Source organism: Paraburkholderia sp., from assembly GCF_036488795.1.
GTDB lineage: Bacteria > Pseudomonadota > Gammaproteobacteria > Burkholderiales > Burkholderiaceae > Paraburkholderia.
This window is the reverse complement of sequence record NZ_DASXHA010000166.1, coordinates 1-20,824: the sequence shown is the minus strand read 5'-3', so window position 1 is coordinate 20,824 and position 20,824 is coordinate 1. Positions and strand designations below refer to the sequence as shown.

The following is a 20,824-nucleotide window of genomic DNA, read 5'->3' as shown; positions in this document are numbered from 1 at the left end:
CCGGTTAGAGAGTGCGGGCAATCTTTTTCACAACAAATGCGTGCTCATGGCAATCGATCAGCAGTTGCCTGCCGCATTCGCCGCCGACATCCGTATGCACCACGCGCACGCCCAGTGTTTCGAGCAGCTGCTGCGCCGTGCGTACGTTCTGCTCGCCAATCGGCGCATGGCTCGGGCGGCGCACGTAATGCACCATATTTGCGCCACCGGCGAGCACCGCCTCGAGTGCATGGTGCGAAGCGCGCTGCACCTGCATCAAGGCGAGCAGCGACGGAACGGCCTGCGTCACATATTTGGCGCCGAGCCCTTCAGGCCGGTTTTGCGCGTCGGGCAGCAGACAATGCGCGAGTCCGTAGATGCCGCGCTCGCGCCATAACAGGCCGATTCCCACGCAGGAGCCGAGCGTGGCGCGCAACACGTCGTGATCGATACCGTTGCCAATGCCGATCGCGCACATGTGCACCAGAATTTCGCGTGTTTCAGTCACGGGCGCCCTCCCCGTTGCGGTAGATCAGCGGCTGCTCGAAGGCGAAGCCCATATCGAAGCGACTCAGCGATTCGGACTCCCCGACGATCAGGACGCCACCGGGGGCCATCGCGCGGCGCACGTTTTCGAGCACGGCCTGCTGGCCCTCGGCGTCGAAATAGATCAGCACGTTGCGCAACAACGTGACGTCGAACACGCCGAGATCGCGAGGCCGCTGGTGCAGGTTGTGTTTGCGAAACGTGAGGTTGGCGCGCAACGCCGGGCCCGCGCAGAAACCCTCCTCGTGCGCGCTGAAGTACTTCTTCAGCAACTCGGGATGCGTCTGCGCGAGTCCCTCGATACTGCGGCCGCGATACTGCGCAGCGGCCGCCTTGCGCAGGATGCCGTCCGCGATATCCGTGGCCAGAATGCGGTAACGGAAGCCCGGATGCGCGAGGCGAAACTCCTCGCACAGCATCGCCACCGTGTACGCCTCTTCGCCGCTCGACGCCGCCGCCGACCACACCCGCAGCGGCATGTCGGGGCGCGCGGCGAACCAGCGCGGCAGGAATTGCTGCGCGAAGTACTCCCAGATGCGCGGCGTGCGGAAGAACGACGTCTCGTTGGTGGTGACGAGATCGATGAAATCGTTCACCTCCTCCGGTTTCGCTTCGAGCACCTGCAGATAATCGCGGTAATCCGGTAGCGCCAGTTCCCGCAGGCGCCGGCGCAAGCGGCCTTCCAGCAAGGTCCACTTGCGCTCGCTCATCGCAATGCCGGTATGCCGCCGCACCTGATCGAAAAAGGCGCGACGGGTCGCCTGATCGACTTCACGATCCGTGTCCACGACGCCTCCTGCGTTAGACGACGAAGCGCGTGACGGTCTGATCGAGCGTTTGCGCGCCTTGCATCAGCGTGGCGCTGGCGCGCGCAATCGTGTCGCAGGCGCCGGCGGACTTCTCGGTCTCCTCGGCAACTTGCTGGATCGCGGCGCTGACCTCGCGGGCGGCGATCAACTGCTCGTCGGCACCGCAGGAAATCTCCGAAATCGCATGCGTGGTGCGGCTCACGCCGACCACGATCTTGTCGAAGGCTTCGCCGGCCTGCTTTGAGATTTCGCTACCCTGCGCGACGCGCTTGACCGATTCGTTGATCAGCTTGGAGATTTCCTTGGTCGCCTGCGACGAGCGCTCGGCAAGCTTGCGCACTTCGTCGGCCACCACCGAAAAGCCCAGACCGTGTTCGCCGGCGCGGGCCGCTTCGATGGCCGCATTGAACGCGAGCAGATTGGTCTGGCTGGCAATCTCGCCGATCACCTTGATGATCTCGCTGATGTCCTCGGACGACTTGTTGATCAGGTCCATCGCTTCGATCGAACGGGCAATCGCCTTCGCGCCGCGCTCGGCTTCCTGCTGCGTATCTTTGGCGAGGTTGTCGGCGCTGCGCGAGTTGTCGGCGATCGAATTGATCGACGCCGTCAGTTCTTCGATGGACGCATTCATTTCCTCTACGGTCGCGCCCAGTAACTGCGCGCCGCTCGCGACCGTATTCGCGCGCCCGGCGATGTCCTGCGACGAACTCGTAAAGCCGCCGGCCGATTCGACGACCTTGCCGATCACGCCGCGCAGGTCGTCCATCATGCGTTTGATGCCGGCGGCGAGCTGGTCGATCGGCTCGTCGCCGGCAATCTCCACCGCGCCCGTCAGATTGCCCGCAGCGGCCTGGCTGACCACCTCCAGCAGCGCCGCGACCTTACGCTGATCGTCCTCGGCGCGCCGGCGCACCTGGTCTTCCAGCGCGACCTGCGCCGTCACGTCGGTGGCGAACTTGATGACCTTGGAGAGGCGTCCGGCGACATCGAAGATCGGGTTATAGCTGGCCTGAATCCACACGGTGCGGCCACCTTTGCCGAGGCGCTTGTAGCGGCCGGCATCGAATTCGCCGCGATTGAGCTTGGCCCAGAAATCCCGATACTCGGCAGTGGCCGTGTAGGCATCTTCACAGAACAGGCGGTGATGCTTACCCTGAATTTCGTCAAGCCGGTAACCGAGCGTGTCGAGGAAGTTCTGGTTGGCAAACAGCACATTGCCGGACAGATCGAATTCAATCACGGCCTGGGCGCGGTCGATGGCGCGCACCTTACCTTCGTATTCGGCGGTCTGCTGACGCGCGGCGGTGATATCGGTCGCGAACTTGATGACCTTGTAGGGCTTGCCGCCCGCATCGAATACCGGGTTATACGACGCGTTGATCCAGACCTCGCGGCCACCGCGTCCCACGCGTTGATATTCGCCGTGATCGTATTCGCCGCGGCCGAGCTTTTCCCAGAACTGACGGTAGGCGACGGAATCGGCGTAGGCGGGATCGCAGAACATTCGATGATGCTGGCCACGCACTTCTTCGAGCGTGTAGCCGAGCGTCTTCAGGAAATTGTCATTGGCGTGCAGGACAATGCCGTGCAGATCGAACTCGATGACCGCTTGCACGCGGTGCAGTGCCGCGCTGACCGCGCTGAGTTCGTGCATTTCGAGCTGCCGCTCGGGCGTTGAATGTTCCACCTCGTTCCCCCTCGTGAACGTCTGTGAAAAGCCAAAACGCGCTGGCACCTCCGCTCTTCACGGGGGAGACCCAGTCGTGTCTTCTCTCAGGTTATATAGTCGTGGCCGCACCCGTGAAGTGCCTCCCTGCAGACGACCGCCACCGTCGCTGCCTGACACTTCACTGTGCCGCTAGGAGGGATATCGGCTGGGAGGAGCGCCAGCTTTAATCGGGGTAGCCCGCATCTTGAGCGGTTCGCAAACTTTTCTCGCTTACCCGCCCTGGCTTGCAGGCGGTTTTCCAGGTGAACTGAAGGGGTTTAGCATTCGCTTTGAAAGTATTAATCTGCCAGCCAGCTGAATCCATTTCCGGGGCGCCCTTTAGAGCCAGCGGCGCACACGTGCGCAATAAGCGGCGTAGCGCGTTTCGTGCATGCTCAACATGCGCGCTTCTTCGAATCTGACTTGCACCTGAACCAGCACCTCGGACACGAGCCAGAACACCAATACAGGCCATGTCGGCAGCACGAGAAGTTGTCCAGCCATCGACCCTCTGATTCCGAGGTAGACCGGATGCCGCGAAATAGCGAAGGGTCCATTCATGATCAACTCGGTGGGCGCATGGTCGTTCACGCCCATCCTCCATGCACTACCCATCGCGGCCTGCGACCAGACGACCCAGACGAGGGAAACGACCAGACTCAGGGCGCCGATCCATCGGATCGCATGATGGCGAGGCAATCCATCGAAAACGAATGGCCCATGCGCACCTGTGAGGCCATAGATCACCAGGAACGCTGCGTCAGCCACGGGCAACCCTACGTAGAAGCTGCGCGCGACCCAATTCTGCGCGTCGTCACCCAACGTGAACGAGACGGGATGTGAACCACCCTTCCTCAAGACCAGAAATATGCGGCTGCCGACAGCCGCTGTGCCGAACATCAGCGCGTGCATCAGCGGTACGTACCGCCAAAGGATCTCGTTAGTCACTGGAAATGGATGTAGGTGAAAGATGTCCCGGCGCATCGCCCTTGCATGGTATTTCCAAAGACCCGTCAGTCTTGCGCGCACCGGGCCGGGCCGCCTTATTGCCGGGACAGTTGCCTTGCGACGCGAATCAGACTTGCACCGACCGACCGGACCTCGGTGCCGGCTTTTCCGTCAACAAGATTACCGTCTTCCGCAAATGCCCGATGCGCGGCGCCAAGCGAGAACCCTTGCGGAATCACCATGGCGCCCAGCTTCTCGAGCACACTGCGCATCCCCAGCATGGAACGGATGCCACCCATCGGGCCCGGCGATGCGGAGACCACCGCCGCAGCCTTCTCCGCGAACAGCAGAACGCCCGGCTCACCGCCCTTGCGAGGCCGGCTGATCCAGTCGATTGCGTTCTTCAGCAGCGCCGTGTATCCGCCGTTGTATTCGGGTGATGCAATCAGAAGCGCGTTACATTCGGCCAACAATCCCTGCAGTTCTCTCACCTGCTCCGGCACCCCATACTCTTGTTCGAAGTCGCCGTCGTAGAACGGCAGTTGATAGTCGGCGAGCGAGATGAACGTCACCTCGCCGTCTTCGTCGAGCGCGCCACGCGCGGCCACTTCGAGAAGCTTACGGTTCAACGAATCGCGGCGAGTGCTTCCGCATAGAGCAAGAACTTTGATAGTCATGATCTTCAATAAAAAGGATTGGAAACAACGAGACAAAAAGAATGAGCTGCCTCAACAGATTGACGCATGAGCAGATTGACGCATGAGTCAACGGATAGACGACGCCAATGCTGCGGAGCGTTCAGACCCGACCGGGTGGGCGCCACACGGCGCGGCGCGGCGAGGACGTACCGCCGCGAAGATCTATTCGTCGAATCCGGCAAATCTCGCGAACTGATCGACAGGAGCACGCGGCATTGCGAGCCGGTTCACAATGGACTCTTCCTGGGCGTAACCCAGAGACATGCCGCACACGACGTCGTAACCCGGTTCGAGATCGAGATGGGTTGCGATGACATCCTGAAAGCGTGCAATCGACACCTGTGCGCAGGTATCGAGACCGCGCGCACGAGCGGCGATCATGATGGTCTGCAGGAACATGCCGTAGTCGAGCCAGCTGTACTTTTTCAAACACCTGTCGATCGTGAAGATCAGGCCGACCGGCGCACCGAAGAAATCGAAGTTCCGAGCGGTCGCGACGGAGCGCGCGGCCACGTCCGCCTTGTCGATACCTAGCGCGCCGTAATAGCGCACCCCAAACTCCTCCTGCCGCAACCGGTGCTTATCGGGCAACGGCTCCGGCATGTGTTGCAACGGAGGATGCGCCTCAGCGGTGTGGGCGTCCGCAAGCGCATCGCTCAATTGGCGTTTGACCCGTCCGCCAAGCACGTGAACATGCCATGGCTGCGTGTTCGAATTGCTGGGCGCGGTGCGTGCTACATCAAGAATGTCTGCAATGTCCTGTCTGGAAACAGCGTCTGGGCGAAAGACGCGAACGGCTTTCCGTGACCGGATAACAGAATCGACAATAGGGGCATCCGAATACATGTCAGGGCCGGTCTCCGCGGCGTTAAGAATATCTGTGTCAATGGTGTGACCATGATGGCATAGAAGAATCGCATTCCGTGATGAAAAGGCTGCAAGATGAACTTGCAGCAGACAGGATCGTGTGCCATTGATACGAAGATCCGAACTGTGCTCTTCGCAGAAGCCCGTGACTGCACCGGTCGCTGGCCAGTTCATGACTTTAAGATTCCGCCCGAGAGGTCTGATGCAACGGATCACCAGGGCCGGCGCGCTGGCACTGCTTCGCTCAAGCATGGCTAAGGCGTGTTCTTGACGTTTTCCTGACGTGTTCTTGACAGCTTGCGAGCTGACTTGTCCTCTTGTTGATTTTCCATAGATGGCGCGCTGGTCGCGCCAATTTTTCCGCCGTCGTTATATCCGTAGGTATATGTCGATAGACAGCCCACGGCATCCGGTTCATTTGATGAGTGATATGAAAAAACTAATACTTGCCGCAGCAGTCGGCACTTTGCTTTCAGGAACGAGCTACGCACAGAGCAGCGTCACGTTGTACGGCGTGATCGATACGGCCTTGATCTATGGAAACAACATGGCCACCGGCAAGCCGGGGCAAGGTAGCCCCGGGGTCGAAATGGATAGCGGCGGAACGCACGCATCGCGTTGGGGCTTGCAGGGATCCGAAGACCTGGGCGGTGGAGTCGCGGCGATTTTCCGTCTTGAGGATGGCTTTTCAAGTGCCAACGGCAAGCTTAGCAATTCCGGTGTGCTGTTCGGCCGCCAGGCTTACGTTGGCCTCTCGTCTCAAACCTACGGAACCCTAACCGTTGGGCGCCAGTACAGCTTCATGTCCCAGTGGCTCTCTACTGAAAGTGCCGAAGGTCGGGGTTGGGGTGGAAATCTCGCCTCGCATCCGTTCGACAACGACGACATGATCCGACATCAAAGCATTCAGAACTCGGTGCGATACGAAAGCCCCACTTACCGCGGATTGACCGTGGGTACCATGTATGGCTTTTCGAACGATGCCGGTCAGTTCTCGAATAACAGTGCCTATAGCATGGGCGCGAAATACGACAACGGCCCCGTGTCGCTCGCCGCAAGTTACTTGCAGATCAATCGTTCGGCCGGCGCCGCGAACTACAACGCGGCCGGCGCGGTCACGACCAGCGATGGCGACTCCACCATCACGGGCGGCCGCGAGCAGATCTGGGGCCTCGGCGGTAAATATAAATTCGGTGCAGCGGATGTCGGACTGGTATGGACCCATTCCGCGACCAGAGATGTCACCAGTGTCTGGCAGGGAGGCAATCTCGTGCCGCTGGTCGGAAACGAGCTCAGCTTCGACAACTTCGAAATCAACGGCAGATACTTCGTTACCCCCGCGCTTAGCCTTGCCGCGTCGTACACCTACACGGATGGCCGATTCGAATCGTCATCCTCGAGCCTCACTCCGAAGTGGCACGAAGCGATCGTGCAGGCCGACTACCGTCTAAGCCCCCATACCGACCTCTATGTCGAAAGCCTCTATCAGACCGTTAGCGGCGGCGGTGGCAATTCGGTGTTCAATGCATCGATGTTCAACGTGACGCCTTCTGCCAATAATCGCCAGCTGCTGTTCGTGGCGGGCATGCGCCATCAATTCTGACAAGAGCCCGCACGTCCCGCCCCTTTCCTTGTCGCCGCCTTCTGCACAGCGTTGCCGCATCCGACCGGCCGGGTCTGCCGTGATATTAAATAATTATTAATATCCTGATTTCCGATATTTCATCACGGCAGGCTTGAAATTTTCCTAAGGTTAATTAACCGGTTATCATATTAAGACGGTTATCATTTCGTTCCAGAAATACAATTATCTTTCGAAACGACCGCCCCTTATCATCGTCTTCAACGGTACAGCCTGTCTGGCCAGAACCGGATGAACGATTAGCTCATTGAGCGTCGACAAGGCGAATTGGCCTATCAGTCAATTCGCCCGAAACGGCTTGAGCATTTCGCATAGGGATTTTGCCTTCGATAATCGGCCAATCATCTGATCCTGGCATAACCGGTCGAATTACAGGCGGTAAAACACTCCGCTTTGTTTAATCAGCTTCCACAACGGAAAGGAGCAAACCATGACTGATCTGTCACGACGTAAAATGCTGGTCGGCGCGGCCGCCGGGGCCGCCGCGCTCGGCGTTGCCGCAACCGCCAAAGCCGCTTCGTTCGGCAATCCCGACCGGCCGCCTGAAGGTGAAATCAACGCAAAAAGCCTGACGAGCCGCACCGACCCCGGCCCGCAGAATCCCGCGATCGCGAACCAGTTCCCGTCCTTCCAGAATCCGCCCGCCACCGACGTCAACGGCATGCCGCTCTTCTGGGCGTCGTTCAACAACGCGCACAAGCGCTATCAGAACGGCGGCTGGGCGCGTGAAGTGACGCAGGACGACTTCGCGATCTCGGAAGACATCTCCGGCGTGAACATGCGTCTGGCGGCCAACGGTACCCGCGAAATGCACTGGCACCAGCAAGCCGAGTGGGCCATCATGGTGGACGGCAAGTGCCGCATCACGATCCTCGACGAACAAGGCCGTCCGCAGGTCGCCGACGTGAAAACCGGCGACCTCTGGTACTTCCCGCCGGGCCTGCCGCACTCGCTGCAAGGCCTCGGCCCGAGCGGCGCCGAATTCGTGATCGCCTTCGATAACGGCCGCGCTTCCGAATTCAACACGCTGCTGGTGACGGACTGGATGGCCCATACGCCGCCGGATGTGCTCGCCAAGAACTTCAACGTGCCGGTCGATGTGTTCAAGAACATCCCGATCGACAACCTGTGGATCTTCCAGGGCAACGACCCTGGTCCGCTGGAGGCCGCGCAACGTGCCGTGGCGAGCCCGCTCGGCGCGCCGATGCATCCGTTCATCTTCTCGCTGAGCGACCTGCCCCCGGTCAAGCAAACCAAAGGCGGCATGGTGCAGATCGCCGACAGCCGAAACTTCAAGGCATCGCAAGCCATCGCCGCGGCGCTGGTCACGGTCAAGCCGGGTGGAATTCGCGAAATGCACTGGCATCCGAACGCGGACGAATGGCAGTACTACATCAAGGGTCAAGGCCGCATGACGGTATTCGACACGGGCCCGAAGGCGGCGACTGCCGACTTCCGTGCCGGCGATATCGGCTACGTGAAGAAAAGCCTCGGGCACTACGTGGAGAACACCGGCGACACCGATCTGGTGATGGTCGAAGTCTTCAAAACCGATCACTTCGCGGAAGTCTCGCTCTCCGACTGGCTGACGCACACGCCGCCGCAGATGATCATGGACACGCTGAACATCAGCGCCGCTGATCTCGCGCGCTTCCCGAACAACCGTCCGGACATCTTGCCGCTCTGATCCGCACGGTCACGGGCACGGCGCATGCGCGCTGTGCCCGTCAACTGCCCTGCCTCATTTCGAAGAGTCTTCAACCAACATGACGTCACCACTTTTCAAGTTGATCCAGGCGGGCGTCGGGCCGGCCGGCAGCACGACGCTGCAGACCGAGCTTGCGGTGCGCGCGTCACTCGACGGACGTCGCAAAGGCCTGCGAGCCTTGCTGCCGTTCTTTGGGCCTGCAGTGATCGCGTCGGTCGGCTATATGGACCCGGGTAACTTTGCGACCAACCTGCAAGCCGGCTCGACGTATGGCTATCAATTGCTGTGGGTGGTGCTGCTTGCAAACCTCGTAGCCATGCTGTTTCAGGCGATGTCCGCGAAGCTCGGCATCGTCACCGGCCGTAATCTCGCGGAACTGTGCCGCGAGCAGTTTTCGCCGTCGGTTGTGATCGGCATGTGGATCTCCTCGGAAGTAGCGGCCATTGCCACGGATATCGCCGAATTCCTCGGCGGCGCACTGGGCATCTCGCTGCTGTTCCACGTCTCGCTGATGGTCGGGATGAGCGTCACGGGTGTGGTCACCTTCGCCATCCTGTCGCTCGACAAACGCGGCTTTCGTCCGCTCGAACTGGTGATTGCCGGTCTCGTCGCGGTGATCGGTCTGAGCTACCTGTGCGAACTCGTGATCGCGCCGCCTGACTGGCACGCGGCGCTTCTGGGCACCGTCGTCCCGCATCTGCATGGTGCGCCGGCTGTGACTCTCGCGGTGAGCATCATCGGTGCGACGATCATGCCGCACACGCTTTATCTGCATTCCGGATTAACCCAGAATCGCACGCTTGCGCGTAACGACGGCGAACGTCGGCGGCTGCTGCGCTTCTCAAACAAGGAAGTCGTGATTGCACTCGGCTTCGCCGCCTTCGTGAATCTCGCCATGGTGATGATGTCGGCGTCCGTGTTCGGCAAATCCGGCTCGGGTGTCACCGATGTCAGCGTCGCCTATCACACGCTGATTCCGCTGCTGGGCGTGGGTGCCGCGACCGTGTTTCTGGTCTCGCTGCTGGCCTCGGGCATTTCGAGTTCGGCAGTGGGGACGATGGCCGGTCAGGTGATCATGCAGGGCTTCGTCGGCTTCAGAATCCCCATCTGGGTAAGGCGGCTGATCACCGCGGTGCCGGCCTTCGTGGTCGGTCTGCATGGCAACGTGATGGACGCGATGATCGGCAGTCAGGTGGTTTTGAGCCTCGTTTTGCCGCTGCCGCTGGTTGCCCTCGTGGTGCTGTCCTCACGCCGTAGCGTGATGGGCGACTTTGTCGTAGGCAAGAAGACCGTGTGCGCCGCACTCGTCGCAACGGTCCTGATCGTCATGCTCAATGGCGTGCTGATCTGGCAGACGGTGTCTTGAGCGGGGCGCTCGACAAGCTAAACCGTCGTATTGATGCACCCCGTTCCGCCGACACCGGTGAGCTTCGCGATATGCGCTGCGCCCTCCTCGATCAGGAAATGTTTGAAGGCGAGCGCAACCGGAGCGAGCCGTTTGTCGACGTGATGTGCCACGCCCCACTGGCGCAGGATCGGGAAATCGACCACGTCCAGAATGGTCAGCAGACCCGCCTGCACTTCGAGGTTGATCGTATGTGCGGACAGGAAGCTGATGCCCATGCCGGCAATGATGGCCTGCTTGATGGTCTCGGTGTTCCTGATTTCCATCGGCGCCTGCGTGCGGCCCAGATCGCCGGCGAAAACTTCATCCATGGAATGCCAGGTGTCCGAGCCGCGCTCGCGCACGATGAAGCGTTCGCTAGCCAGCTCCGCGGTGGGGATACGCTGCTTGCCCGCTAAAGGATGCGAGGGCGAGGCGACAATCACAAAGGGATGCGGAGCAAAGGCCGTGGTGACGATCATCGGTTCATCGGGCGCGGCGACGATGACGGCCAAGTCGATGCGGTTTTCGCTTAACTGACGCAACAGCTCGTCACGATTCTCGACGGTCAGTTCCAGCTGGATGCCCGCGTTGCGCTGGGTAAACTCAGCCAGCAGGCGCGGGAAGAAATAACCGCCCGTGCTGATCACGCCGACGTTCAGGCGACCGCCTGCGATACCTTTCATGCGCTCCATCGCTTCTTCCGCTTCGCGGAACTGTTCGATGATCGCGCTGCTATAACGCAGCATTTCCTGGCCGGCGAGCGTCAGGAAGATTTTCTTGCCGAGCTGCTCGAACAAGGACACGCCGGCGTGTTCTTCCAACAGCCTGATGTGCGTCGAGACGGCAGGTTGTGAAAGATTCAGTTCCTCCGCTGCTCGCGAGAAGCTCAGGCGGCGAGCCACAATTTCGAAGGTCTTCAGTTGACGCAGGGTTGCATTCTTCACAATCGGGTTCCTCGCGACAGAGAAGCGTTGCGCGTGGGGTGTGCGGCTTGATCGGAGAGGCGGCCCATGGGGTGTGGGGTGCCTCCAGAACTACCTATATAGCAGAAATGGAGGCGGCGGCTCGGGGTTCCCGGACGCTCGGCGTGCGACGGATTGTCCCTGAGTCAACCGGGATCGAAGCGAATTCCATGGCGTCCGGACAGCCGCAGCTTCGATCGGACCGATCTCCGCGCCCTCTCAACCCGGCTGTGAAACACGCACGTAGCGCTGGCCGAGAATCTTGTCGAGCTCGTGAGGATGCTTTTCCTGGTACTTGCCGTAATACAGCGAACTACCGGCGAGGCTCAGGTGGTGATAATCGTTGTAACGATAAATCGGCAGGCCGTCGAAGTCCAGTTTGCAGATGCCGTTTTCGCAAGGGACGTCGTAGGTGTGCAGGATATCGATCTGCGGATAGCGGGCCTTCAGCCGCTCCAGCATTGCGTGGATCGGCTGGTGCTGCGCGTGGGCGATGTCGGCGCTGAATTGACAGCTCTGGCGACGAAACGGCACGTAAAGCTCGTTGTAGAAGTCGCAATTGATCAGGTTCATCGGAATCATCGGCACGTCGTTCAGCACTACGACATGTTTGCCGGCCGCAGTCAGCTTGCCGATGGTGTTGCCCAGTTCACTCTCCAGTTCGCCCGGCATGAAGCCATGACTGTTGGGTTGCGCGTTCGGCCCTACCGTCAGATTCTGATAGTTTTGCCACGCCGACGACATGAAGACCGTCCCAATGTCCTTGCGCGACAGAACGTAGTCCGTGACAGCCTTATCGTGCTGGACGCATTGCAAGTGACTTTCCATCAGCGAGCTGTCGCCCGGCAGCGGCGGCTCGTTTTCGATCGGCGGGCACAGCGTGAACGCCATATCGTGAATCGCCATGTGCCGCTCTTTACCCAGCTTGTCGAAGAAGTAGATCAGGTGGTAAGCGTGAGAATCGCCCCATACGACGCCTTTGTTATCCGCTGCGGCGTCACCGAGCAGACAGTTAGACTCGTCCGTCACTGCGACTTGCGACCAGCATTTCTTTGCGCGAGGCATATCGAAGAGCGCGGTACCCGACCATTGCACGTTCGCGCGGATCTTCGCGGGATAGGCGAACAGGAAGCCGTCGGTCAGCTTGCCGGTTCCCGCCAGCACACCGGTCGAAAGCAGGGGAATCGCGAGAAAGCAGACAAGCGCGCGACTCGCCGTCATACGCAGAAGTTGTACACGCCGTTCGACCGCAAAGTAGGTCAGCGCCGACAGCAGACCTGCTACCCCCATGGCGACCAGATACGTCGCAGGGCTTGCGATATCAAAGCGCCTTAGCGCGAAAAAGACGGGCCAGTGCCACAAATAGAGCGGATAGGAGATCCTGCCGACGAAGACCATTGGCGGGTTAGACAACAGCCAGGCCGATACTTTCGCGCGACGGCCTGCAAAAATCGTGAGCAACGCTCCGCCGCATGGCAACAGGGCCCCGAGTCCGGGAAACTGGCTTTCGCGACTCAGCCCCAGCACGCCGCCCAGAATCAATGCGATGCCGACGACAAATACTGCGTCGAACAGCGCGAGCCTCGCCGCCTGACGCTTGAGCTCAAACAGGGCCAGCAGCACGCCAACCAGAAACTCGAATGCCCGATATTGCGCGAAGTAATAGGCGCCAACCGAGCCTCGATGAGCTTCATACGTTGCGAAGGCAAACGAAACAGCTGCCAGGCAGGAAAGCCCGGCAATCGCCCATATCCACGACTTTCTGTGCAGCCAGAACAGAAGCAGCGGAAGAACGATGTAGAACTGCTCTTCGACGGAGAGCGACCACGTGTGCAGTAAGGGTTGATCCGCCGCCTTGGTATCGAAGTAGCCCGTCTGCTTCGAAAGGAAGATGTTGGATGTCATCGTCGACACCGCGAGGATGTTCTTGGCGAGCTGGAAGGTGTCCTCGGGAAAACAGAACAGCACGCTGAACACGAACGTGGCGGCAAGCATCACATAGAGCGCGGGCATCAGACGCCTGGCGCGGCGCGCGTAGAACGCCTTGAACGAAAACGTGTTGCGGCCGATGTCGCCGAGAATCGAATTGGCGACGACGAAGCCGGAGATGGTGAAAAACACGTCGACGCCAGTAAAGCCCCCGGCAAATCGTACAAATCCGGCGTGACACAGCATGACAGCCAATACCGCAATGGCACGGAGCCCGTCGATATCGGGGCGGTAGTGCTGGGGAAGATGGGTTCCGCGCTCGGAAGTCACTTGCTGCATGGGGGTTCGGATCAATGAATACGGATCGTTTTCTCTGGATTTTCCGGACAAAAAAGGGCGGAAAAAGACTAACTGTCCGGCCGGCATTGTATCCGGATAATCAGGACTGACCCGTGGCGGCCCCGCGAATGCAAAGTCGGGCGCACTCGTGTTGCACTGGCTTGCAGAGGTGACGGTGCTGCTGCGAGGCCGAGGCGAAGTCCTTTTGTTGGCGACTCACGACATCGCGCACGGCTTGCGCTAGTGCGCGTCAATCCGGGTGCTAAAGTCTTCCCAGCTTCGTCCCGGCCCGATCAAGCGTATGTCCGTTGAGCGTCCGCTACCCACCGATGAGACACGCGTGCGCGTTCTCTTTCACATCACCGATTTCATCGACGGTGGAATCGAGTCGTCGCTGATCCAATGGCTGAGAATTCTCGATCGGGCTCGCTTTCAAATAACGCTGTCGGTGATGTACACCTCGCCCGCCTACGAGAAACGCTTTCGCGCGCTCATTCCGACGGATATTGAAGTAGCGATTCTGGTGGACCGTCCGTGGCTGGGATATTTTCAGGCGAAGCGATACGAGCAGCGTTTGAGCAAACTGGGGCGCGTTGCGCGTGATATCCACACCACGCTGGCCGTGCGTCCCTATGTAGCAAAACGTGTGGAACAACTGACGCGCAATGTCGACGTCATCGTCGATTTCGACATGTCTTTACGGCGGCTGTCCGGTCGGTTCGGCGTGGCATGGCTAGGCGTCAATCACTTTAGCTTTGACGCACGCCTTGGCGGCAAGCCGCGCAAGATCGGCCGCTTGCTGACCCAATACCAGCGCTATCACGGCATTGCCGCGCTGAATCAGCACATGGCCGACGAAGCCGCGCGGATTTTCGATGGCAAACTGGAGCGCGTCATCGTGCTGCCGAATGCGATCGATATCGAAGCAATCCGCGAACGTGCGTCGCTGGCGAATGAGCAAGGTCAGATCATTGCGCACGGTATTCCGTACATCGTCTCCGTCGCGCGGCTCGATGAGATTCAGAAAGACCATCGGACGCTTTTGCGTGCGTTTGCCGCGCTGCTGCAGCATCGCGCGGTCGCGGAGCATCTCGTGATTGTCGGCAATGGCGCGTATCGCGAAGAACTGCAGACACTGGCGCTCGAACTGGGCATCCATGGACGGGTGCATTTTGCAGGGCACCAGGACAACCCGTATCCCATCATGGCGCGCGCGTCGCTGCTGGTACTGAGCTCGAAATATGAAGGCATGCCGATGGTGCTGCTGGAAGCGCTAGCGATCGGCAAGGCGATTGTCGCGACCGATTGCCCGACCGGCCCGCGCGAGATCCTGGCCGGAGGCAAGGCAGGCACGCTCGTGCCCGTGGGTAACGTGAGTGCGATGGCCGAGGCGATGGCACGTCTGCTGATGGACCATGCGGCTCGCGAAGCGTCAGCCGCGGCGGCGCGTTCGAGGGCCGCCTACTACGGAATAGAAGAGAGCAATAGCCGGTTGATGGCCTTTGTCGAGTCGGTGGCGGCGGCCTGATCGGGCTGGTGCGCGTAGCGGGTACGCGTCTGCATCAATGAGCGCATCAGTAACAGTCGAATACCACTTCGACCACCTGGTCAGTCACTCCCCACACCCCTTCGGTATGCACGGCAACCACATGCACTTGCGACTTCTGTGCTTTGCAATAAGCTGCAGCGTGCTTGAGTCCGACGTTCTTGACATGGTTCCACGACGTGAGACTGCAGCGCGCCCGGCTGCTCAGGGTCAAGTGCCCGTCCTGCCGCGAGCCGACATCCGAGACTGACGTGCAGGCGGCCAGCATGCTCAGGCCGGCCAGCAGCGTGCCGCGTTTCATTGTGACTCGCCACCGCGAGGAATGAGCCACGGTGGATGCGTAGCCCCGGAACCAGCAATAGGAAGAGTTTGGCATAGGAGAAGACGATCACCACCGACGTCCGGCTATGCGATTGTAGCGGGGCGCGAGCCTGGAAAGTATGTCAAGCCGGCATGACCCGGCGGATGCGTCCCTTTTCACGAGGTGTCCGCGACCTTGCGATAGGTGGCCAAGGGGAGCCTCCGCTCCCCGCCCCGCCTACACCGTCTGCAGAGACGCTGCCCGCCGCGCTAGGGGTTGCGCAACATTCTCGTCCCCGCTATATGCCGTCGATGCAAGGCCCCGCGCCGCCGCGGCGTCATCATGGTCCAACTGGAAAACCGCCACCGCGTCCCGCAACACTGCAGCCTGCTCTTCCAGCGACCTGGCCGCCGCAGCGGCCTCTTCGACCAGCGCCGCATTATGCTGCGTCACCTCATCGATTTGCGTAATCGCCTTGTTCACCTGGGCGATCCCTTCGCTCTGCTCGAGTGCGGCCGCTTCGATCTCGCCCATGATGCCGGTCACGCTCTGCACCGACTGCATCGCTTCGCTCATGGTCTTGCTCGCCTCGGCGACCAGCGACGAGCCTTGCTGCACCTTCGCCGCCGACTCGCCGATCAATTCCTTGATTTCCTTGGCCGCCGTCCCGGAGCGCTGCGCGAGGCTGCGCACTTCCGAGGCCACCACTGCAAAGCCACGCCCCTGCTCACCCGCGCGCGCCGCTTCCACAGCAGCGTTTAGCGCAAGGATATTGGTCTGAAACGCAATCCCTTCGATCATCCCAATGATCTCCGCCACCTTGCGCGACGAAGTCGTAATGCCGTCCATCGTTTCGGTCACACGACCCACGACGCTGCCGCCACGGGTCACCGTCTCCAGTGCGCCACGCGCGAGCCGGTTGGCGTGCTGCGCGTTGTCGGCGTTTTGCTTGACCGTCGCGGACAGCTCTTCCATGCTGGCCGCCGTCTCCTGCAGTGCGGCGGCTTGCTGTTCGGTGCGGCGTGACAGATCGGCATTACCGGAGGCGATCTCATTCGCCCCTTGCGTAATCGCGCCGGTGCTACCGCGCACCTTGGAAACCGTGTCGACCAGCCCATCGCGCATCTGCGTCAGGGCACCCAGCAACTGCCCCATTTCATTACGCGAGCGCACCTTGACGGCGACCGTCAGATCGCCGGCCGCGATCCGCTGAAAGTGGCGAATGGTCTGATTCACCGGCTTGAGCACGGCCGCGGACAAGCCGACCCGCGCCATTACGCCAATTACGATTGCAACCGCCCCGATCGCACCGAACACCAGTGTCGCGACACGAAAACGCGCCGCCGCCGTTGCGGCCTGACGCTGCTGATTGTCGGTTTGCAATTGCTCCAGCGAGTCGATCGCCTTTGCATAGCTGGCGTAGAAGGTATTGGCGGTTTCGCCCTGGATGTTGCGGAAGGTATTGAAGTCGTTATCGGAGAGTGCCTTGAATTCGGGCTCGATCGCCTCATCGACCAGGGCAGAGCGCGCCTTCTGGACGGCCTGCGCCAGCCGCTGCTCCTCGTCGCTGCCGAACGGGCCGCTCACGTAGTTCTGGAAATCGTTGTTCGATTCGATCAGCACCTTGTGCGCGGCGGGCAGCAGATCGTCCGTCTGCTTGCCGACACTGAACAAGGTTTCGTAGCTGCCGAGTGCCAGCCGCGCCTGAAGCAGCTTCGCGGAGCTCGCGTTCAGATGCGAGAGCGCCGTTGAATTGTGCTGTACGTTCTGCAGACCATCACTGGCCAGTTTGAGCGCTCCATAGCCGACCCCGATCACGATCAGCAGAAACGCGACAAACACGCTGATGACCAGCGTCAAGCCGCCACGAATGGTAATGTTATTTAGCACCGTATCTCCCTCTCCCGTAACGTCCATGTCGCGCGGCACACAACCTGGACCTCCCCGTTCGCGCTTCGCCGCCTTTGGTATATCGGCGCTTCGCGAGCTGGGCTGGATAGGTGGAATCCATGACAGGCAAGGGTTTCCGGGCAGTCGGCTGCCACTATGTGGGAGCCCGAGCGAGAACGGCAGGTGTGACGCTGGGGTATGCGCGCTGACTATTTTGAGCCGGCGCCGGCGCGAGGGATCTTCGCCAGTCGCGCAGCGTTAGCGCCGCGTGAGTTTCCACATCATCGAAAAAGTCGCCGCGCCTTCGGTCACGTAATCGGTTGACCGGCAGTTGTCCGACAGCGCGTCGCACAGGATGGTCAGCGTGTGCTTGTCGGCAAACGAAATGCTGACTTCGGGGTCGACGGTACCGTACGGTGCCAGCCGGTTATAGACGAATCGATACGTCTGCTGCGGTGTCTTGCTGTGGTCGCCGAGGATGACGAGCGTGCCGGTGTCCGCAGGCGCAGGATCGAAGCGCAGTTCGGCGGTGTCCGCCATTTGCGTGATGCCCGTCATCACGATGGGTCCGGAAGTGCCAATGGCGCACGCGCTCTTGACGAGCGAAAGCGCAATGACAGCAACGGCTAGTTTGCCAAACATAGGTCCAACTCGATCCAATCAGAGAAAAGCGAGAGTATGCATGAGTGGCTCGGCGCGTGCAGATTCACTGCCGCGCGCGCTGGGCCGGTTCTGCGAGGGGCACGCTGCGTCCGGAATCAGCCGCGCGCCGGAACTGGCCCGCTTTTCGGGGCACGCGAGTTTCGTTTGTATAATTCGGCGTCTTCGCACAGGCTCTCTTTCATGCTTAGTTTCGCGCTCGGATTTCTCGTCTCACTGCTGGTCACGCTGCTGATCGTGCGCTATGCGCATTTGCATGAAAAATTCTCCACCGATACCGACCTCGCCGGGGTTCAGAAATTTCACGTGGCCCCGGTGCCGCGGATTGGCGGAACCGGCATCCTGCTCGGACTGGTGGTGGCGGCCCTGCAGCTGCATCACGCCTACCCCGCCGTGTCCGGCGGGATTCTGGGGCTCACGGCATGCGGGCTGCCGGCGTTCGGCTCCGGGCTGGTCGAAGACCTGACCAAGCGGGTTTCGCCGCTCGCAAGACTCGTGTGCACCATGGCAGCGGCCGCGCTCGCCTACTTCCTGCTGGATATCGCGGTGACGCGCATCAGCGTGCCGCCGCTCGACTTTCTGCTGTCGTACGCGGTGATTTCCTGCGCGATCACCGTGCTAGCCGTGGCCGCCCTCGCAAACGCGGTCAACATCATTGATGGCTTCAACGGCCTGGCGTCGATGGTCGCATTCATGATGTTCGCCTCGCTCGCCTATGTGGCGTTCGAAGTATCGGACCCGGTCGTGCTGTCCGCATCGCTCATCATGATGGGCGCGGTGATGGGATTTTTTATCTGGAATTTTCCGGCCGGGCTGATTTTTCTCGGTGACGGCGGCGCGTATTTCATCGGCTTCATGCTCGCCGAACTGTCGATCATGCTGGTGATGCGCAACCGCGACGTGTCGGCGTGGTATCCGGTTCTGCTGTTCATGTACCCGATCTTCGAGACGTGCTTCTCGATCTACCGGAAGAAGTTCATTCGAGGCATGTCACCGGGCATTCCCGACGGCGTGCACCTGCACATGCTGGTGTACAAGCGCCTGATGCGCTGGGCCGTGGGCACACGGACAGCGCGCGAGCTGACGCGGCGCAATTCGCTGACTTCGCCGTATCTCTGGCTGCTGTGTCTCGTGGCTGTCGTGCCGGCAACCTTGTTCTGGCGGCACACGCTGCACCTGTTCTGCTTCGTGATGGTGTTCGCGGCGACCTACGTGTGGCTCTATGTGAGCATCGTGCGCTTCAAGTCGCCCAGGTGGCTGGTGGTGAGGAAGGGTCGGCGGTAAGCAAAAAAAGGCGCCTCGCGCGCCTTTTTTGTTTGGCCGGCGCGGCCGTCAGGCGCACGCCGAAGTTCTCTTTATCGCGAAGCGTGAATCCCGCTGACACCGGGCACGCTTTGCAGCGGTGGCGCCAGCGTAGGTTGATACTCGGGCACCCAGCGGCGCAGATCGCGCCGCACTTCGTCGTCCGCCGGCACACGATGCTGCATGAGCCAGGGCAGTAACTCGTCGAGCAGGTTATCCGGGGTACCGCGTGCCTGGGCGATACGCAGCTTGGGATGCGGGGTACGCGTGGTGGTTTCGTCGTCGGCGAGCAACTCCTCGTAGAGCTTCTCACCCGGCCGCAAGCCCGTGAACACGATGCGGATATGCTCTTCGCTAAAGCCGTAGAGCCGGATCAGGTCGCGCGCCAGGTCGACGATTTTCACCGGCTCACCCATGTCCAGAATGAAAATCTCGCCGCCACGTCCCATGCTCGACGCCTGCAACACCAGTTGCGAAGCCTCCGGAATCGTCATGAAGAAGCGGGTGATCTCGGGGTGAGTCACGGTAACGGGACCGCCCTTCGCAATCTGCTGCTGGAATTTGGGGATCACGCTGCCCGCGCTACCCAGCACATTGCCGAAGCGCACCGTCTCGAACTGGGTCCGCGAACTGGTCTGCTGCAAGGCCTGGCACGTCATTTCCGCGAGACGCTTGCTCGCGCCCATGACGTTGGTCGGGTTGACGGCCTTGTCCGTCGAAATCAGGACGAAGTGCTTCACGTCATGACGGATCGCCGCACGCGCCACGCGATAGGTGCCCAGCACGTTGTTGCGCACCGCCTGCCACGCGTTCTGCTCTTCCATCAGCGGTACGTGCTTGTAAGCGGCCGCGTGAAATACGATGTGCGGCGCGTGCCGCGAGAGCACCTGATCGAGCAGCAGCGAATCTTTCGCGTCGCCGATCACAGGAATGACCGGCAAGCCTGGAAAGCGTTCTTGCAGCTCTTCCGTGAGCTTGTACATGGCGAATTCGGACAGATCGTAGGCAATCAGCTGGGCCGGCTCGAAGCGCAGGATCTGACGGCACAGTTCAGAGCCGATCGAGCCTCCCGCTCCCGTTACCATCACCACGCGATTGCGCAGCAGGGCTTCCACATGGGGCGTGTCGATCTTGATGGGATCCCGGCCCAGCAGATCTTCGAGGTCGATCTGCCGCACCCGCGACAGGAAGGCTTGCCCTTGCGTGAGCGTGGTCAGCGCCGGCAGCACCATGGCCCGCACGCCTGCCCGCACACACAGCGTAGCGACGCGCCGCTGCGCTTCCACCGACGCCGACGGAATCGCAATGATGGCGTATTCGGTCTTCAGCGATTCCGCCAGCTGCGGCAGTTCGCTCATGGCACCCAGTACCTTGTAACCATAGATTTCGCGACCATGCTTCGCGACATCGTCATCCAGCAGGCCCACCAGGCGCCATTCACTGGAGCGCGACAACTCGCGGGCAAGGCTCGCGCCCGCCGACCCGGCACCGAGCACCACCACCGGCTTGCCTTTGCCTACCAGGCCGCCGTACAGGTAAAACTCTTTGGTTGCGCGATACAGTGCGCGCGAACCACCCATGGCGAGGAACAGCAGTAGCG

General features: G+C 60.8%; 17 protein-coding genes. 5 read left to right on the top strand and 12 right to left on the bottom strand.

Annotation, left to right across the window (positions count from 1 at the left end; genetic code table 11):
• Positions 1–4 precede the first annotated feature (4 nt).
• The 6 genes from VGH41_RS23890 to VGH41_RS23865 all read right to left on the bottom strand — a co-directional run bounded on the left by VGH41_RS23890 (position 5) and on the right by VGH41_RS23865 (position 5,732).
• Positions 5–487, bottom strand: a complete 483-nt coding sequence (locus VGH41_RS23890) for a chemotaxis protein CheD (protein WP_331600124.1) — start codon at positions 485–487, stop codon at positions 5–7.
• The gene (locus VGH41_RS23885) at positions 480–1,313 is read right to left on the bottom strand and encodes a protein-glutamate O-methyltransferase CheR (RefSeq protein WP_331600123.1); all 834 of its coding nucleotides are present in this window, start codon (positions 1,311–1,313) and stop codon (positions 480–482) included. The genes VGH41_RS23890 and VGH41_RS23885 overlap by 8 nt, the downstream gene beginning before the upstream one ends.
• A 13-nt stretch (positions 1,314–1,326) precedes the next feature.
• Positions 1,327–3,024, bottom strand: a complete 1,698-nt coding sequence (locus VGH41_RS23880; RefSeq protein ID WP_331600121.1) for a PAS domain-containing methyl-accepting chemotaxis protein — start codon at positions 3,022–3,024, stop codon at positions 1,327–1,329.
• A 360-nt stretch (positions 3,025–3,384) separates the two neighbouring features.
• Positions 3,385–3,993 (bottom strand): methyltransferase family protein, encoded by a 609-nt coding sequence (locus VGH41_RS23875; RefSeq protein ID WP_331600120.1) that lies wholly within the window; start codon positions 3,991–3,993, stop codon positions 3,385–3,387.
• Between the two features lie 95 nt (positions 3,994–4,088).
• A complete protein-coding gene (locus tag VGH41_RS23870; protein WP_331600119.1) occupies positions 4,089–4,670 on the bottom strand; it encodes an NAD(P)H-dependent oxidoreductase in 582 nt (193 codons plus the stop codon).
• 183 nt (positions 4,671–4,853) lie between these two features.
• Positions 4,854–5,732, bottom strand: a complete 879-nt coding sequence (locus VGH41_RS23865; RefSeq protein ID WP_414696706.1) for a nitroreductase — start codon at positions 5,730–5,732, stop codon at positions 4,854–4,856.
• 247 nt (positions 5,733–5,979) lie between these two features.
• On the opposite strand from VGH41_RS23865, the gene VGH41_RS23860 reads away from it, so the two are divergent.
• The 3 genes from VGH41_RS23860 to VGH41_RS23850 all read left to right on the top strand — a co-directional run bounded on the left by VGH41_RS23860 (position 5,980) and on the right by VGH41_RS23850 (position 10,274).
• Positions 5,980–7,161 (top strand): porin, encoded by a 1,182-nt coding sequence (locus tag VGH41_RS23860; protein WP_331600118.1) that lies wholly within the window; start codon positions 5,980–5,982, stop codon positions 7,159–7,161.
• Between the two features lie 469 nt (positions 7,162–7,630).
• Positions 7,631–8,887 carry an oxalate decarboxylase family bicupin gene (locus VGH41_RS23855; RefSeq protein WP_331600117.1) on the top strand — a complete coding sequence of 419 codons (1,257 nt, stop codon included), beginning with the start codon at positions 7,631–7,633 and terminating at the stop codon, positions 8,885–8,887.
• A gap of 79 nt (positions 8,888–8,966) precedes the next feature.
• On the top strand, positions 8,967–10,274 hold the full coding sequence (locus VGH41_RS23850; RefSeq protein WP_331600116.1) for an Nramp family divalent metal transporter: 1,308 nt from the start codon (positions 8,967–8,969) through the stop codon (positions 10,272–10,274).
• A gap of 17 nt (positions 10,275–10,291) precedes the next feature.
• On the opposite strand, the gene VGH41_RS23845 is transcribed toward VGH41_RS23850, so the two are convergent.
• Positions 10,292–11,239, bottom strand: a complete 948-nt coding sequence (locus tag VGH41_RS23845) for a LysR family transcriptional regulator (RefSeq protein ID WP_331600115.1) — start codon at positions 11,237–11,239, stop codon at positions 10,292–10,294.
• A 237-nt stretch (positions 11,240–11,476) separates the two neighbouring features.
• Entirely contained in the window at positions 11,477–13,525 is a 2,049-nt protein-coding gene (locus VGH41_RS23840; protein ID WP_331600114.1) for an acyltransferase family protein, read from the bottom strand.
• 301 nt (positions 13,526–13,826) lie between these two features.
• Here VGH41_RS23840 and VGH41_RS23835 point away from each other — a divergent pair, with 301 nt between their 5' ends.
• The gene (locus VGH41_RS23835) at positions 13,827–15,053 is read left to right on the top strand and encodes a glycosyltransferase (protein ID WP_414696705.1); all 1,227 of its coding nucleotides are present in this window, start codon (positions 13,827–13,829) and stop codon (positions 15,051–15,053) included.
• Positions 15,054–15,099: 46 nt separating this feature from the next.
• On the opposite strand, the gene VGH41_RS23830 is transcribed toward VGH41_RS23835, so the two are convergent.
• The 3 genes from VGH41_RS23830 to VGH41_RS23820 all read right to left on the bottom strand — a co-directional run bounded on the left by VGH41_RS23830 (position 15,100) and on the right by VGH41_RS23820 (position 17,904).
• Positions 15,100–15,372, bottom strand: a complete 273-nt coding sequence (locus tag VGH41_RS23830) for a hypothetical protein (protein WP_331600112.1) — start codon at positions 15,370–15,372, stop codon at positions 15,100–15,102.
• A gap of 237 nt (positions 15,373–15,609) precedes the next feature.
• Entirely contained in the window at positions 15,610–17,262 is a 1,653-nt protein-coding gene (locus tag VGH41_RS23825) for a methyl-accepting chemotaxis protein (protein ID WP_331600111.1), read from the bottom strand.
• A gap of 258 nt (positions 17,263–17,520) precedes the next feature.
• Positions 17,521–17,904: a hypothetical protein gene (locus VGH41_RS23820; RefSeq protein WP_331600109.1), complete on the bottom strand. Its 384-nt coding sequence runs from the start codon at positions 17,902–17,904 to the stop codon at positions 17,521–17,523.
• A gap of 201 nt (positions 17,905–18,105) precedes the next feature.
• Here VGH41_RS23820 and VGH41_RS23815 point away from each other — a divergent pair, with 201 nt between their 5' ends.
• The gene (locus tag VGH41_RS23815; protein ID WP_331600108.1) at positions 18,106–19,206 is read left to right on the top strand and encodes a glycosyltransferase; all 1,101 of its coding nucleotides are present in this window, start codon (positions 18,106–18,108) and stop codon (positions 19,204–19,206) included.
• A gap of 71 nt (positions 19,207–19,277) precedes the next feature.
• Here VGH41_RS23815 and VGH41_RS23810 read toward each other — a convergent pair.
• On the bottom strand, positions 19,278–20,824 hold a 1,547-nt coding region (locus VGH41_RS23810; protein ID WP_331600107.1), incomplete at its 5' end, for a nucleoside-diphosphate sugar epimerase/dehydratase.

Bases quoted from the DNA above. Each gene is read 5' to 3' on its own strand.
- VGH41_RS23870 (WP_331600119.1), bottom strand. From the start codon at position 4,670: ATGACTATCAAAGTTCTTGCTCTATGCGGAAGCACTCGCCGCGATTCG.
- VGH41_RS23865 (WP_414696706.1), bottom strand. From the start codon at position 5,732: ATGAACTGGCCAGCGACCGGTGCAGTCACGGGCTTCTGCGAAGAGCAC.
- VGH41_RS23860 (WP_331600118.1), top strand. From the start codon at position 5,980: ATGAGTGATATGAAAAAACTAATACTTGCCGCAGCAGTCGGCACTTTG.
- VGH41_RS23855 (WP_331600117.1), top strand. From the start codon at position 7,631: ATGACTGATCTGTCACGACGTAAAATGCTGGTCGGCGCGGCCGCCGGG.
- VGH41_RS23850 (WP_331600116.1), top strand. From the start codon at position 8,967: ATGACGTCACCACTTTTCAAGTTGATCCAGGCGGGCGTCGGGCCGGCC.
- VGH41_RS23840 (WP_331600114.1), bottom strand. From the start codon at position 13,525: ATGCAGCAAGTGACTTCCGAGCGCGGAACCCATCTTCCCCAGCACTAC.
- VGH41_RS23835 (WP_414696705.1), top strand. From the start codon at position 13,827: ATGTCCGTTGAGCGTCCGCTACCCACCGATGAGACACGCGTGCGCGTT.
- VGH41_RS23830 (WP_331600112.1), bottom strand. From the start codon at position 15,372: ATGAAACGCGGCACGCTGCTGGCCGGCCTGAGCATGCTGGCCGCCTGC.
- VGH41_RS23820 (WP_331600109.1), bottom strand. From the start codon at position 17,904: ATGTTTGGCAAACTAGCCGTTGCTGTCATTGCGCTTTCGCTCGTCAAG.
- VGH41_RS23815 (WP_331600108.1), top strand. From the start codon at position 18,106: ATGCTTAGTTTCGCGCTCGGATTTCTCGTCTCACTGCTGGTCACGCTG.